The organism is Gloeocapsa sp. DLM2.Bin57, from assembly GCA_007693955.1.
Classification (GTDB): domain Bacteria; phylum Cyanobacteriota; class Cyanobacteriia; order Cyanobacteriales; family Gloeocapsaceae; genus Gloeocapsa.
Map to the genome: position 1 here is coordinate 1 of RECR01000050.1, position 15,496 is coordinate 15,496.

17 protein-coding genes are annotated in these 15,496 nt (G+C 38.2%); 11 read left to right on the forward strand and 6 right to left on the reverse strand.

Annotated features, from left to right (window positions below; translation table 11 throughout):
- The first annotated feature begins 166 nt into the window (after positions 1-166).
- The 8 genes from EA365_04165 (at position 167) to EA365_04200 (ending at position 8,253) form a co-directional block, all read left to right on the forward strand.
- On the forward strand, positions 167-862 hold the full coding sequence (locus EA365_04165) for a hypothetical protein (GenBank protein TVQ46854.1): 696 nt from the start codon (positions 167-169) through the stop codon (positions 860-862).
- Between the two features lie 82 nt (positions 863-944).
- Positions 945-2,018: a magnesium chelatase ATPase subunit I gene (gene bchI / locus EA365_04170; protein TVQ46855.1), complete on the forward strand. Its 1,074-nt coding sequence runs from the start codon at positions 945-947 to the stop codon at positions 2,016-2,018.
- Positions 2,019-2,024: 6 nt separating this feature from the next.
- Entirely contained in the window at positions 2,025-2,825 is an 801-nt protein-coding gene (locus tag EA365_04175; GenBank protein TVQ46856.1) for an ATP-binding cassette domain-containing protein, read from the forward strand.
- Between the two features lie 14 nt (positions 2,826-2,839).
- Complete coding sequence (locus EA365_04180) at positions 2,840-4,033, forward strand: MCE family protein (protein TVQ46857.1); 1,194 nt, start codon at positions 2,840-2,842, stop codon at positions 4,031-4,033.
- A gap of 89 nt (positions 4,034-4,122) precedes the next feature.
- Positions 4,123-4,977, forward strand: coding sequence for an ABC transporter permease (locus EA365_04185; GenBank protein ID TVQ46921.1), 855 nt, complete (start codon positions 4,123-4,125; stop codon positions 4,975-4,977).
- Positions 4,974-6,287, forward strand: a complete 1,314-nt coding sequence (locus tag EA365_04190) for an ATP-binding cassette domain-containing protein (protein ID TVQ46858.1) — start codon at positions 4,974-4,976, stop codon at positions 6,285-6,287. Before EA365_04185 ends, EA365_04190 begins: the two co-directional genes overlap by 4 nt.
- A 41-nt stretch (positions 6,288-6,328) precedes the next feature.
- Positions 6,329-7,018 (forward strand): class I SAM-dependent methyltransferase, encoded by a 690-nt coding sequence (locus EA365_04195; GenBank protein TVQ46859.1) that lies wholly within the window; start codon positions 6,329-6,331, stop codon positions 7,016-7,018.
- A 41-nt stretch (positions 7,019-7,059) separates the two neighbouring features.
- Positions 7,060-8,253, forward strand: a complete 1,194-nt coding sequence (locus EA365_04200) for a hypothetical protein (GenBank protein ID TVQ46860.1) — start codon at positions 7,060-7,062, stop codon at positions 8,251-8,253.
- Between the two features lie 97 nt (positions 8,254-8,350).
- On the opposite strand, the gene EA365_04205 is transcribed toward EA365_04200, so the two are convergent.
- Genes EA365_04205 through psb28 form a run of 4 tightly spaced genes read right to left on the reverse strand, consistent with a single transcriptional unit; the run spans position 8,351 to position 11,795 of the window.
- Positions 8,351-9,646 carry an adenylosuccinate lyase gene (locus EA365_04205; GenBank protein ID TVQ46861.1) on the reverse strand — a complete coding sequence of 432 codons (1,296 nt, stop codon included), beginning with the start codon at positions 9,644-9,646 and terminating at the stop codon, positions 8,351-8,353.
- A gap of 50 nt (positions 9,647-9,696) precedes the next feature.
- A complete protein-coding gene (locus EA365_04210) occupies positions 9,697-10,437 on the reverse strand; it encodes a hypothetical protein (protein TVQ46862.1) in 741 nt (246 codons plus the stop codon).
- A gap of 50 nt (positions 10,438-10,487) precedes the next feature.
- Complete coding sequence (locus EA365_04215) at positions 10,488-11,408, reverse strand: TIGR01777 family protein (protein TVQ46863.1); 921 nt, start codon at positions 11,406-11,408, stop codon at positions 10,488-10,490.
- Between the two features lie 21 nt (positions 11,409-11,429).
- On the reverse strand, positions 11,430-11,795 hold the full coding sequence (psb28, locus tag EA365_04220; protein ID TVQ46864.1) for a photosystem II reaction center protein Psb28: 366 nt from the start codon (positions 11,793-11,795) through the stop codon (positions 11,430-11,432).
- 62 nt (positions 11,796-11,857) lie between these two features.
- On the opposite strand from psb28, the gene clpS reads away from it, so the two are divergent.
- Genes clpS through EA365_04235 form a run of 3 tightly spaced genes read left to right on the forward strand, consistent with a single transcriptional unit; the run spans position 11,858 to position 13,326 of the window.
- Entirely contained in the window at positions 11,858-12,151 is a 294-nt protein-coding gene (gene clpS, locus EA365_04225; protein ID TVQ46865.1) for an ATP-dependent Clp protease adapter ClpS, read from the forward strand.
- A complete protein-coding gene (locus EA365_04230) occupies positions 12,151-12,447 on the forward strand; it encodes a metal-binding protein (GenBank protein ID TVQ46866.1) in 297 nt (98 codons plus the stop codon). Before clpS ends, EA365_04230 begins: the two co-directional genes overlap by 1 nt.
- A 3-nt stretch (positions 12,448-12,450) precedes the next feature.
- Positions 12,451-13,326 (forward strand): 4-hydroxybenzoate octaprenyltransferase, encoded by an 876-nt coding sequence (locus EA365_04235; GenBank protein TVQ46867.1) that lies wholly within the window; start codon positions 12,451-12,453, stop codon positions 13,324-13,326.
- Here the strand turns inward: EA365_04235 and EA365_04240 are convergent.
- Both EA365_04240 and EA365_04245 read right to left on the reverse strand, forming a co-directional pair.
- Positions 13,318-13,809, reverse strand: coding sequence for a hypothetical protein (locus EA365_04240; protein TVQ46868.1), 492 nt, complete (start codon positions 13,807-13,809; stop codon positions 13,318-13,320). The genes EA365_04235 and EA365_04240 overlap by 9 nt on opposite strands.
- 1 nt (position 13,810) lies before the next feature.
- A complete protein-coding gene (locus EA365_04245) occupies positions 13,811-15,442 on the reverse strand; it encodes a DUF4070 domain-containing protein (GenBank protein TVQ46869.1) in 1,632 nt (543 codons plus the stop codon).
- Positions 15,443-15,496 lie beyond the last annotated feature (54 nt).

Here is a 15,496-nt window from a genome sequence, read left to right on the forward strand (position 1 = left end):
ATACCGAAAAATTAGCTAAAATCGCCCTGAATGGTCAAGTAAGAATGGGTAAACCAGGAGCATCTGCGGCTATAGCTAAAAGTCTATTGGCAAAAAGTGTTTATGAAAAAACATAATCTGATATAATAGCAAACTAGATATTGTAACTTAAAATAAATTAAAAATAATGTATCGTTCAATTATTGTCAAAATCGCCAGCAAATTAAAAACCCAAAAATGTGGATTAGAGGATGAATTAAAAGCTTTGGGAAAAACAAGGTGGCTCGATTTAGGAAGTAAAGGGTTCAACAAAGGTTTTTGTTGTATGAATATTGGCGAACTTGAAGATGATAAAAAACAGTTTTCGGATCGTTATTATGAGATGAATGCGTTGGAATTAACAGAATTAGATTATGAAAAATTAGGAAAGTTTGACTTAATTAGAATGCAGCACGTCTTTGAACATTTTAGCTTTGAAGAAGGAATTGTACTGTTAAAAAATTGTGCAAAATTATTAGATATAGATGGTTATTTATTAATAACAGTACCTGATTTAAAAATAATGGCTCAAGAATATTTAAGCAATTATAAAAACTTCACAAGATATAGGGATTTTGCGATTAGATATCGAGAATTACCCGAAGATGTACCAGCAAGTTGTGTATTTTCAGTTTTTGCTCATCAAAGTGGCTATAGAATACCACTAATACCAGGAGATGCCCATAAATGGTGTTACGATTATGAAGGATTAGAATATCAAGTACAAAGGGTAAATGAATTTAAGAACATCAGAAAACTAGGATTATTTGATTCTCTGGCTGGAATACCATTTACCCATAATCGCCCTTATCAAGACGTTTGTTTAATAGCTCAAAAAAAATAAGGCATTCTCAATTTTATCTTAGGGAATATTCTTTCAGCAATATGGCAAAATGAAGAATGAACCCTTAAAAAAATAATCACCAATGACAGTTACTCTAGCAGCACCTAAGCAAACCCGTCGCCTCGTTTTTCCCTTCACCGCTATAGTGGGACAAGAAGAAATGAAACTAGCACTGCTGCTAAACGTCATCGACCCCAAAATAGGTGGAGTGATGATCATGGGCGATCGCGGTACAGGTAAATCTACCACAATACGCGCCCTAGCTGACCTACTCCCAGAGATAGAAGTAGTCGCGGGAGACCCCTTTAACTCCCATCCCGTTGACCCAGAATTGATGAGTGATGAAGTTAGAGACAAGGTAACCCAAAGCATCCCCCTAGATATCGCCCAGAAAAAAGTCTCGATGATTGACTTACCCCTAGGCGCTACCGAAGATAGAGTCTGTGGTACAATAGATATTGAAAAAGCACTTTCAGAAGGTGTCAAAGCCTTTGAGCCAGGATTACTAGCTAAAGCTAATCGAGGCATACTCTACGTAGATGAAGTTAACCTTCTTGATGACCACCTCGTAGATGTTTTACTAGACTCAGCAGCTAGCGGGTGGAATACCGTAGAAAGAGAGGGAATCTCCATCCGTCACCCCGCGCGTTTTGTTTTAGTTGGATCAGGTAACCCCGAAGAAGGAGAATTAAGACCCCAATTATTAGATCGCTTCGGAATGCACGCCGAAATACGTACAGTAAAAGAACCAAATCTACGGGTACAAATAGTCGAACAAAGAGCAGCTTTTGACCAACAACCCCAAGAATTTAGCGAAAAATATCAACAAGAACAAAATAATCTCCAAGAAAAAATAGTTCAAGCCCAACAACTTTTACCTAAAGTTGATCTAGACTATGAATTAAAAGTGAAAATCTCCGAGGTTTGCGCTGAATTAGACGTAGATGGACTCAGGGGTGATATCGTTACCAATCGCGCAGCTAAAGCTTTAGCTGCCTTTGAAGGACGTACCGAAGTCACCGTAGATGATATTCGTCGCGTCATTACCCTGTGTTTACGTCACAGACTGCGTAAAGATCCTCTAGAATCTATTGATTCTGGTTATAAAGTGCAAAAGATTTTTGCTCAAGTTTTTGGTCTAGAAATAGAGAACTAACCGTTAATGAGTACACCCAACCTGAGTAAATCAGAACCTCTGATAGAATTAAAGGGAGCTTCTAAATCCTTTGGTGATAACTTGATTCTCGATGAAGTAGATTTAACTATTTACCCTAGAGACGCTTTAGTGCTTCTTGGACCTTCTGGTACAGGTAAATCAACGATTCTACGACTCATCGCGGGATTAATACCCTTAGATAAAGGTACAATTTATTTCAAAGGTCGAGAAAGACAAGGATTGATTGAAGATCACATCGAAAAATCTACCGCTATTAGTTTAGTTTTTCAACAATCAGCTCTCTTTGATTCCTTAACAGTAGGACAAAATGTAGGTTTTGTACTCTATGAACATTCCCAATTATCTCACAGCCAAATTGAGGAATTAGTAGAGGAAAAATTACAAATGGTTGGGTTACCAAAAACTAGTCATCTTTACCCGTCAGAATTATCTGGGGGAATGCGTAAACGAGTCAGTTTCGCGCGTGCGATTATGAATAATCCCGAAAATCCCCGAGATAACCCCGAAATTATCCTCTATGATGAACCTACAGCAGGTTTAGATCCTATTGCTTCTACGGTTATCGAAGATTTAGTAGTGGATTTATATAAACAAGAAATCTGCAGTAGTTATGTTATGGTAACTCATCAAAGTAGTACTATTCGCCGTACATCGGGAACGATTATTTTTTTATATCAAGGTAAAATTCAATGGCAAGGTACTTACGCAGAATATGAAAGCACGAATAATGAATTAGTGCGCCAATTTTTTGACGCCAGTATCACCGGACCTATTAAAGTAAATTAGAGGTAAGATTTAAAATGCGATCGCGCTTAACCAGAGAAGGCTCTGTTGGCTTATTAATTTTATGCGGATTCTTGACTATAGGGGGTATTATCTTTTGGTTAAAAGGCGCTCAATTTGGACGTACTAGCTATCAAATTAAGGTAGATTTCCCCCAAGCGTCAGGATTAATGGTCGGTAGTGCAGTATTATTTAGAGGAGTACAAGTAGGTAGGGTTGTCGCTATTACTCCTCAAACCAATGGTATCGAAGCTGTATTAGAAATATCCCCAGTTGATTTACGTATGCCACCTGATTTGATGATTGAACCTGGACGTTTTGGCTTAATCGGAGAAGCTTTAGTAGAAATTAACCCTACTACTCTCTTAACTCAAGATGTTGGTACTATGACCGCTATTAGTCCTGATTGTGACTCTAGTGTTATAGTTTGTGACCAAGATAGTTTTCAAGGTATAGCTGTACCACAATTACTAACTACTCTAGGAAGAGTCGCTGAACTCTATGCTGATCCTGAATTTTACGAAAGTCTTATAGCCGCTACTAATGGAATTGAAAGAGCTACGAATGAAATCAGCTCTCTCAGTCAAGATGTCTCACGCTTAGTAGCTCAAATTGAAGGAGAATTAGACCAATTTAGTGCTGATAGTACAAAACTTATCAATAGTCTAGCTACAACTTCTGATGATATCAGTAACTTAAGTAGAGAAATAACTACCGTAGGACAAAATGTTAATGATTTAATTGCGACTAATAGCGATACCATCGCTAGTACAATCGCGAGTATTAATCAAAGTAGCGATGAATTGACCCTATTATTACAAGAAATCCGCCCCACTATTGCTAGAATAGATACAGCGATCGCTGATACTGATTTAACTCAACTAATCAATAATGTTGAAGTACTCAGCGCTAATTTAAAAGAATTTTCTACACAACTTAACAGCGAAAGTAACTTATTAGTCATTCAACAAACCCTAGATTCAGCCAGAGCAACTTTTGCTAACGCTGAGAAAATTACCGCAGATTTAGATCAGTTAACAGGAGATCCTCAATTTCGTAATAACGTGAGAAGACTAGTTGATGGTTTGAGTCAGTTAGTTTCTTCTACCCAACAGTTAGAAAGAAGAGTACAAACAGCCCAAGTTTTAAACGCGGTAAGTCAATCAACAGAATCCCTCCCTCAACCAGTTTTGCTCAAACCTGCTAAATAAAGCGACGTATCGCCCTGAGCAAGATTGTCCAGATCGTGGCATAATGACTTAGAATAATATCTTTTCCTAGGGGTATAGTCTTGGATTTTTTGCCTAATCATTCTCAAAACATCAACAGTTTTCAGGAACAGGTAACCGTTATTAAACCCCCTTCTAACTCCTTACGGTTCAATTTTGCAGAGGTTTATCAGTATCGTCATTTAATCTGGAATTTAGTACGCCGAGATATCAAGGTACAGTTTAATCAGATGTATCTAGGGATTTTTTGGGCTACAGTTAGACCATTACTGATGATGTCCATTTTTGCTCTGTTTAAAACCTTTTCTGGTGCTAATTTACACGTTCCTATTCCCTATTCTGTCTATGTCTATAGTGGGTTAATCCTCTGGTTTTATTTCGTCGAAGCGACTACCCTGACAGCGAGAAGTTTAGAAAAAAACGCTAGTTTAATCACTAAGGTTTATTTTCCTCGCATTATCACTATGATTGTTCCAGGTATAGCTAGTTTATACGGTTTTTCGGTAGCCATACTTCCTCTGGTAGTCATGATGTTTTGGCAAGGGGTTTACCCTAATTGGCGCTTAATCCTACTACCTATGATTGTATTTCAGTGTATGGCTTTAGTTTTAGCTGTTGGGTTAATTTTTGGTTCGCTTTCTTTAGATAGTAAAGATTTCGATCGCCTTTTAAATCAAATTTTATATCTAGGTTTATACGTTTCTCCTGTTATTTTTGCTCCTGGTTTGATTCCTGAAGCGGGAAGACCTGTTTATTTTCTTAATCCTATGGCGGGAATTTTACTCGCTTTTCGTTCTACACTATTCGCTGATTTTCCTTTTCCTGTTTGGCAATGGTTATATTCAGTATTAGCAACAATTTTGTTTTTAATTAGTGGTTTGCTAATTTATCATAAAGTACAAGCTTTTATAGCAGATAAGCTATGACCTTATTCAATCAACCAGTTATTTCAGTTATTGAACTATCGAAAAAATACTATTTAGGTTCAGAAAATTATCAAGTTACTGAGCGAATAATTCGTAAATTCAAACAAAAACTCAAAGGAATAAAAAGAGATGAATCTCAAATTATTTGGGCACTAAAAAACGTTAATTTTGATATCTATCAAGGGGAAAAAGTAGGCATAATTGGCAAAAATGGCGCAGGTAAATCCACTTTATTAAAAATACTATCTAGATTAGTTTACCCCACAGAAGGAAGAGCCGTTATTAGGGGTAGAATCGCTTCTTTACTCGAAGTAGGAACGGGATTTAATGATAATCTCTCGGGAAGAGATAATATCTATCTCAATGCTTCTCTACATGGATTACAACGTCAAGAAATCGATGCTATCTTTGATGATGTGGTTGAGTTTTCCGAAATAGGTAAGTTTTTAGATACTCCCGTTAAACATTATTCTAGTGGGATGCGTATGCGTCTAGCTTTCGCAGTAGCTGCTCATCTTGACCCTGATATCTTATTATTAGATGAAGTACTCGCAGTAGGTGACGTCTCCTTTCAACAAAAGTGTCTCCAACGCGTAGAAGGGTTAACCTCAGCAGGAAGAACAGTTATATTTGTATCCCATAGTATGGATTCAGTAGCGCGTTTCTGCGATCGCTGTATCTGGTTAGATCAAGGTCAAATCGTCGCTGATGACTCCACCGAAACGGTTATCTCTCAATACATAGAAAAAGTTATGAGTGTAACCTCTCAATGGTCTTCTCATCCCGGACATTCTCCACAGCTACCCGATTTTCGCTTAATCTCAGTTAGGGTAGTTAATCGTAACCGAGAAACCGTGACTACAGTACCAGTTTATGAGGAAACAGGAATAGAATTAGTATATGAGATATATAAGACTAATAAAAATATTCAACCTACCCTACACTTTAAAACAGCAACCAATCAATTTGCTTTCGCGATCGCTTATACAGATCCTGAGTATATGTACCAACCACCCCAACCAGGAAGATACCAGGTGATCGCCTGGATTCCTGCGAATCTACTTAATATCGGGTTGATGCACGTAACTATCGTTATGGTTACACCTGATCCCTTTGAAGAATATCTTACCCTAGAAAGGGCGATATCTTTTAACGTTCACGAAACCGAAGGAATTCCCAACACCGCTAGAGGATTATTTGCGCGAGATTTTCCTGGTACAATAAGACCTCTATTAACTTGGGAAACAACCTATAGCAGGAGTCAGGAGTCAGGAAACAGGAGTCAGGAGGGAAATCGAGGCTACGTTTAGCTTTCACTCCTTAAGAATGTCAAACTACTTACCAAAATAAAATGTTATTTGATCAAGACTATTATCTCTCTATTAATCACGCGCGTTGGGAAACAGCTAAACCCATTATCCAAACTATCCAAACAATTACCCCTCTCCATACTTGTTTAGATGTAGGTTGTGGTCCTGGTTGGTTTGCTGATAAACTAGTTAATCTAGGACTCAAAGTACAAGGTATCGATGGTCGTCAAGACTTGTTAGATATCGCTAGTCAAAGAGTCCCTGATGGTAATTTTAGCCTAGTTGACGTTGAATCCAAAACAGCTATGTCAAACCTACAAACCGCTGATTTAGTCTTTTGTTTTGGTTTAATCTATCATACCGAAAACCCCTTTAGAGTAATTCGTAACCTCGCTTCTCTAACCCAAAAAATCTTATTTATCGAAAGTATGGTTATTCCTGTTGATCAACCCGTGAGTTGGTTAGTAGAAGAGGGAAAAAATGAGACCCAAGGGTTAACTTATCACGCGATGATTCCTAGTAGCAGTTGTTTAGTTAAAATGCTTCAAGTCTCGGGAATACCCCATATCTATCGCTATACAGCTAAGATTGAGCATATCGATTTTCTAGATACCCCTGAAAAACATCGACGTCGTCAAGTATTTCTCGCTAGTCAGATACCCCTGAATTTAACTGATTTTATTAAAGTTGCTCAGATAGAAACCCCTAAATATGATTTTAGTAAAACCTAATATATAAGATATAATAATTCTGATTTAAAAACTAATTTAACATGACTTCAGTAGCACCTCATCACAAAGCCAAAGCGTTAAAATCAGGTAGTCGTCGTCCTGCTAAAGAATTATGTAGTGAATGTGGATTGTGTGATACTTATTATATCCACTACGTTAAGGAAGCTTGTGCTTTTCTCAATCAGCAGATAGCGGAATTAGAAGCAGAGTTTCACGGGAGAAGTCGTAAGCTAGAAGATGAAAACGAGTTATATTTTGGTGTACATCAACAGATGTTCGCCGCGCGCAAAAAAGAACCTATAGAAGGTGCACAATGGACGGGAATTGTTAGCGCGATCGCCTGTACCATGCTTACTGAGGGTAAGGTAGAAGGGGTAGTCTGTGTACAAAATACACCTGAAGATCGTTTTCAACCTATGCCTATTTTAGCCACTACTCCTGCAGAAATTCTCGCAGCTAGAGTTAATAAACCCACTCTCTCTCCTAATCTTTCTATTCTTGAACAAATCGAACAATCGGGAATGAAACGAATTCTCGCTATTGGGGTTGGTTGTCAAATTCAAGCTTTACGTGCAGTAGAAAAACAATTAGGATTAGAAAAACTCTATGTTTTGGGGACTCCCTGTGTAGATAACGTTACCCGAGAAGGGTTACAGAAGTTTTTAGACACTACGAGTAAATCTCCTGATACGGTAGTTCATTACGAGTTTATGCAGGATTTTCAGGTACACTTTAAACACATAGATGGATCTATCGAAAAAGTACCCTTTTTTGGACTGAAAACTAACCAATTAAAAGACGTTTTTGCGCCATCCTGTATGACTTGTTTTGACTACGTCAATTCTTTGGCTGATTTAGTGGTAGGCTATATGGGTGCTCCTTTTGGGTGGCAATGGTTGGTAGTGCGTAATGATCTAGGTCAAGAAATGCTAGATGTAGTCTGGTCACAATTAGATACTCAACCTGTTTCTTCTCAAGGTAATAGACATCAAGCTGTACAACAGAGTATCCCCGCTTATGATCAGGGTGTAACTCTGCCGATGTGGGCGGCTAAATTAATGGGGGTAGTTATCGAGAAAATAGGACCTAAAGGTTTAGAATACGCTCGTTTCTCCATTGATTCTCATTTTACCCGTAATTATCTCTATGTTAAGCGCAATTACCCCGAAAAATTAGCCCAACACGTCCCGGAATACGCCCAAAAAATCGTTAACCAGTATAAGTTACCCGAATAAGTAAGGTAGAGTTAGGTGGAACGGTGGAACGGTGGAACGGTATTCCGAATTCCGAATTCTCCCACACTTCCCACACTCTCCATACTCTTCCCTCTTACTATATACACAACCTTTGATAGATTTCGTCGAGGTTGCGTAGATGCTGTTGGGGGTTAAAACATTCTGCTATTTCTTCAACTGTGAGTAAGTCCTTTACTTGGGGTGTTTGACTGATTAAACTACGAAAATCACCCCCAGTTTGATTCCAGGCTAGATGTGCAGCACTTTGCACGATTCGATAAGCTTCTTCTCTCTGTAACCCTTTTTTGACTAAAGCTAGTAAAACACTCTGACTAAAGATAACGCCACCATAAACGTTCATATTGCGTTTCATGTTGTCAGGATATACTTGCAGATGTTTGATTAAATCGGTGATTTCTTTAACCATAAAATGACTAAGAATGCAGCTATCGGGGAAAACGACCCTTTCTACTGAACTATGAGATATATCTCTCTCGTGCCACAGGGCGATGTTTTCTACCGCTGCTACCGCGTGACCTCTGATAATTCTCGCTATACCTGTAAGACGTTCAGAACGAATAGGGTTACGCTTATGGGGCATCGCTGACGATCCTTTTTGTTTGGGTGAGAAGTATTCTTCTACTTCTAATACGTCTGTACGCTGTAGGTTACGTATCTCTACCGCGAATCTCTCAATCGAAGCGGTAAGTAGGGCTAATTCCTGGATATATTCAGCGTGGCGATCGCGGGAAATTACCTGAGTGGAAGCGGTATCGGCTACTAAACCGAGTTTCTGACAGGCGATCGCTTCTACTTGAGGATCTATATTAGCGTATGTTCCTACTGCTCCTGAAATTTTACCTACGGCTATTTCTTGACGAATCCTGACTAGGCGATCGCGATGACGCAATACTTCTGCTAACCATCCCGCTAATTTAAACCCAAAGGTAATGGGTTCGGCGTGAATTCCGTGTGAACGCCCTACCATAACCGTATAGCGATGTTGTTGGGCTTGATAACGAATAGCTTGACTTAATTCTTCTACCGCTTCTAGGATTAAACTTATACTGGCTACCAATTGTAAGGCTAATGCAGTATCTAGCACATCGGAACTAGTTAATCCTAAGTGAATATATCTTCCCGCGTCACCGACATACTCATTGACGTTAGTTAAAAAAGCGATCACGTCGTGGCGTACTTCCGTTTCTATTTCTAGTACACGTAGTGGGTCAAACTTAGCTTTGGCTTTGATTTCTACCACCGCATCAGAAGGAATATAGCCTAATTCTGCTTGGGCTTCACATACAGCTATTTCTACATCTAGCCAAGTTTGTAGTTTATATTTATCACTCCAAATTTCGCCCATTTCGGGCAAGGTATAGCGTTCAATCACGGACTGTCTTCTTATTTACTGCTATATGATTTTAGCAGAACAGACACAATTTAGCGGGAGCAAGCTATAAGTCGTTTAGAAATTCCTTCAAAACTATAACCAAATAAATCGATGTCTGTTTTGTATAATTCACCAACTATTTTTTTAGTTCTATCTGTGTAATAATCTTTATAATCTTTACCTTTTTTGCTGGGGTTTAAATAGGGTAATTCTAATTCTGGTCTATTTAGTTTTATGACTATTTTGTCAAAATCCTCTTGTAGAGTTTCAAAGTATCCTAGATAATCTACAAGTAGATTTAATTTATAATCACAAATAAATTCATATTGCGGTCTGAAATGACCTAGAGTAAACAAATATTCTCTCATCTGAGGATTTTCTAAATCTATCACAAAACTCTCAAAATCCTGATAATTAGTTAAAAACTTTGTTGCTTTAGAAGGTTGACTAGCATTTACATGATCGCTTCTGAGGAAGTAAGTATAATTAGAGACTAATCTATCCCAAGGATTCCTCACAAAAGTGAACTTAAAATATTGTTTAAATAATTCTGGTTCAAAAACTCGATAATAAAAACAATCGGTATGAGAAACAGAAGGATCTCTATTTTCAAATATAGTTCTCCCAAAGCTTGTTCCGGCTGTTTTAGGGATATGGACAAATATACATTGATACTTGTGATTATATTCTCTATAGGGATTACCTACTTTTTTGATCTTTTCTAAATAAAACTTAGCTAAAGGTGGGGGGAGAATTTGCTTAAAACTCGCTAACCAATGTTGATCACTCATATTCTGACTAATTGACAGTAACAATTTTTAACATTTTAAGATAACATGATTTAGCCGAGATTGGTAATAATTTCTTGTAAAGCTTGTTTTAACCGAGGATACTGATACTCAAAAGCGATCGCTATAGTTTGTTTAGGTAAAACTTCTTGACCTTCTAAGACTACTTTAGCACCTTCTCCGAGCAGTAATTCCAGAGCAATTCCAGGAACTGGTAACCAAGAAGGACGTCCGAGGGTTTCTCCTAGGGTTTGACAAAATTCGCTCATTCTGACAGGATTGGGACTAGTTGCGTTATATACTCCCCGATATTGCTCATTATTTAGCGCAGTAATAATCAAATTAACCAAATCATCTATATGTATCCAGGAGAACCACTGACGACCTGTTCCAATTGGACCACCTGCAAATAATTTAAAGGGGTTAATCATCTTAGCTAACGCACCACCATTACCTAAGACTATCCCAATTCTAAGAATAACTAAACGTACTCCGAAATCTTCTACTTTTTTAGCTTCCCTTTCCCAAGTTTGACAAACCTCAGCGAGAAAATCTCCACCAGGGGGACTTGTTTCCTCATAGGTTGCGGTTTCACTCGTTCCATAATAACCGATCGCTGAAGCGTTAATCAAGACTTGGGGTTTAGGGTTAGCTTCTCCTATCAGTTTAACTAAATTACTAGTGACTAGTTTACGAGAGTTGAGAATTTCCTGTTTATATTCTGGTGTCCAACGTTCCGCTATAGGTTGTCCTGCTAAATTAACCACAGCTTGACATTGGGATAATTCTGTACCTGTGTAGCTTTGGGGTGAATAAGAGACTATGGTTACTCGGGGAAAAGTACTGTTAGGGAATATCTCCCTACCGCGTTGGGGATTGCGAGTTAAAACAATTATCTCGTTGCCTTGATTTTGTAGTTTTTCGACTAAACGAGTACCTACAAATCCTGTTGCTCCAGTTATTGCTACTTTCATAGTACAGATTGACTAGTTTAGTTATTCTTTACTACTATAGCCCATTCCGTTAGCTTGAGCGTAGCGTTCCATAAACCTCATAAATCTATCCCAATGTTCATCATCAAGAATCTCAAAACCACACTCAACCTTTTTTAAATCTTCTCCTTCATCTCCACCATAGATAAATTTTAAAGAGGAGGGAGTAACGCTGATTTCTCCTTCTGAGTCGATTAAGCGTAAATTTCCTTGATATTGTTGAGTAAAACTATTGAATCTTTCTAATGCTTTCAGAGAAGTAAAGGTCATTAAAACGTTGCGGTTACCATTAGATTTATTGCGTCTGAGACTGACATTACTTAATTCTTCGGAAAGTCCAACAAAAAACTCGATTGAAGGGGCAGTCATGATAATTATTTCCTAATTTTCGGGTATAATAACTATTTAAGCAGAGTTTCTAGCTATTATTCATGACGACTACTCCGACAATCACGCGCGAAAAAGCTCAAGAAGTTATTCGTCAAACCTATCCCAATTATAAAGTTATCGTCCTCAACGATGATTTCAATACTTTTGAGCACGTGGCAGAATGTTTACTAAAGTACATACCTGGTATGACTAGCGATCGCGCTTGGACATTAACAGAACAAGTACATTATGAAGGACAGGCGATCGTCTGGGTAGGACCTCTAGAACAAGCAGAACTATATCACCAACAATTAAGTAGAGAGAATCTAACTATGGCGCCTTTGGAGAGAGCATAATGAGTAAACCCCCTAAATCAGGTCGTCTAGTCTGGAATCACTCTACCCATATTCCTGGTTTGATTCCTATCTTAACATCCCTCACTACTTATGCAGGTATCGAAACCATTACACCAGGAGTGATTAGTCGCGCTAAAGGACAATCACCCCATTTACAATTGAGAGTGTCTGTACCTATTCGTGGTGGTTATAAAATTATCGCCCGACAAGGTAAAACCGTCCAAGAAGTCTTTATAATTACTACTTTAAGTCGTGAAGAAATAGAAGGGGCGATCGCCACTACTCTGAATAAATAACTTATGGTTAGTACAACTCCCACTACCCCAACTTGGTTAATTATCGTTAAATTACTGCGCTGGGATAAACCCGCAGGTCGTCTGATTCTCATGATTCCCGCTTTGTGGGCGCTTTTTCTCGCCGCTAGGGGAATACCTCCTCTTCCCCTTTTGGGTGTGATTATCCTGGGAACTTTGGCTACTAGCGCTGCAGGTTGTGTTATTAATGATCTCTGGGATCGTAATATCGATACAGAAGTAGAAAGAACTAAAACTCGTCCTCTAGCTTCTAGAAGTCTTTCTGTAACTACAGGTCTAATAATTTTTCTCGTTTCTCTAGGTTGCGCTGCGGTATTAGCTTTTTATCTCAATACCTTGACTCTATTTTTGGCGATCGCCGCTGTACCCGTAATTGTACTTTATCCTTTAGCGAAAAGATTCTTTCCTATTCCCCAATTAGTCTTATCTCTAGCTTGGGGTTTTGCTGTTTTAATTAGTTGGACTGCGGTTACTCCTCATCTCTGTACCTCTACTTGGTTACTTTGGGGTGCAACTGTAGCTTGGACTTTAGGATTTGATACAGTTTACGCACTTGCAGATCGTGAAGATGATCAACGTATTGGGATTAATTCTAGCGCACGTTTTTTTGGTAAATACACACCTGAAGCGATAGGGATATTTTTCCTAATCACTACAGGGTTATTAACTACTCTAGGTCTAGAAATGAGTTTAGGTTGGAGTTACTGGTTAACCTTAGTCATTGGGGCGATCGCCTGGTTTTGGCAATATTGGCGTTTACGTCAAGCAGATATCCCTAAACCTACTTATGGCGCTATTTTTGGGGAGAATGTCTGGATTGGCTTTATCTTATTAGCAGGTATGATCATTGCTTTAGTCTAATTCTGTGGCAAAATTAAACAAGATATTACGATTATCTGCGACAACTTTAACTCTAAGATCTAAATATCTATTATCCACAAACTTAGTCGTAAAAACCCCAAAATTATAGCGAAAAGCGACTAAACCATAAGTAGCCAATTTCTCTAATCTTTCTCTGGGTAAAGTTTTAAACCAACGAGAATCTAGATCTAGATTATGAGCTATTTTGAGACAATATTCTGTATCGGGTAATAAACCAGAAAATATCAATCTAACTAATCGCCATTGTTGATCTTCTGATTCTAATAATAATCTAATAGTTGTCGGGAGAATCTTAGAGGTATTAGTTGAGATATTGGGACATTCTAGCCAAAATTGAGGAGAATAATTATCTAAATTAAAGCAAGGTAAAAGTAGATTAAATTGAGTAACTTCAACAGAGGTAGCTACTTGTAATAAAAGAAAAGGAGGATGAGTAGAAACCTCCGACCATTGTTTAGACATTTTACTTTGCTTTAACCGATTGACTATGAGAATAGAAAGAAGCGGATTGTTCACCAATAGCACATTCTTGGGCAAAAGTGATCAAATGATGTCCTACTAAAGCTACCTGAATTAAATTTTCTATTTGATTTAACTGGAGATGAGAACGTACCATTTTCCAGAAGGTTTGACGATAGTTACTGAAAATGCCAATACGGATAATGAGGTTACTAATCAGCCATAGTCCTTTGATAACATCTTTTTGAGATATTTTACGAGTATCTGCAGGAATTTTAATTCTATTACTATAGGTATGCTCAATATTATAAGCATATCGTTCATAGAGAAAATCGGGCTGGTAAGCAGTAGTAATAACTTTACGCCACATTTGCAATACTTGTTCATAGGGCAGCAAAAATTCTACATTTGACTCTCGATTGGGGTCAAAATTAAGTCTTCCTTCAGCTTCTAATCTACGCCAAAGAGGAGTATTAGGTAAAGCATGGATGAGATTAATAGTCAACATCGGTATTTGCGAAAGACGAATAAATTCCAGAAGGCGATCGGGAGTATCGAGGGTATCGGTATCTAAACCCATAATAATCCCCGATACCACCTGCAATCCATAGCTATTGAGAGTTTTAATCGCCTCTAAGATAGACATACCCCCCATGAGATTCTGTTGTTTAGCAATAGATTTGAGGGCGTCTTGTTCTGGAGTTTCAATACCACAGAAAACAGTATGAAAGTAAGCCTCTCGCATCATTTCTAATAGTTCTTGATGCTGTGCTAAGTTAAGAGTAGCTTCACAAGCGAATCTCACAGGATAACCATTACGCTTTTGCCAATCGATTAAATAAGGTAGTAGTTTTAGCGCAGCGCGGCGATCGCCAACAAAATTATCATCGACAAAATATACCGCTTTGACATTACCTGAAGCCAAGATAGTATCTAATTCAGCGATAATTTGTTCTGGCTTTTTCAGACGGGGATTACGTCCATACAATTCAGGAATATCGCAAAATTCACAGCGATAAGGACAACCACTAGAATATTGTATATTAGCGATAAAATAATGATCTAGATTAAGCAAATGATAAGCAGGAATAGGAAACTCCTCTAGGGGAAGTCTTTCTTGAGTTTCAAAGCGAATTTGTTGAGCAGGGCGTTCCGGATAGAGATCGATATGTGCGATCATCGAATCCATAGCATCCCCTAACTCGCCAATCTGAAGTAAATCAAAATCAGGGTAATATTCAGGACAACTAGAAACCGAAGGTCCTCCTAAAACAGTAAGTTTATCGTAGCGATGAGCGATCGCGTTAATCTGATTAATTTGAGGGCGTTGGATGTGCATTCCGCTGACAATTACTACATCAGCCCACTTATATTCAGATGATTTGACTGGTCGAATATTCTCATCCACAAAGCGTATCCCCCACTCTTGGGGTAAATAACTAGCAGCAACTAAAATGCCTTGAGGGGGCATAAATGCTTTAACTTGCCACATCAAGGGATAGGTGTTGCTAAAAGTACCAAATGAAGGGCTATACTTAGGAAAAACACAAAGAATTTTTCGGTAGTTAATCGGCTGATAACGTGGTTTTTCAGAAGTTTGCTTAGGTTTCTTTAGATCATTCAAGTTTGCCGTCATTAAAACACCTTGTCACCTAGGATTGAAAGCTTTAAATATTTTAAACCAAATTTC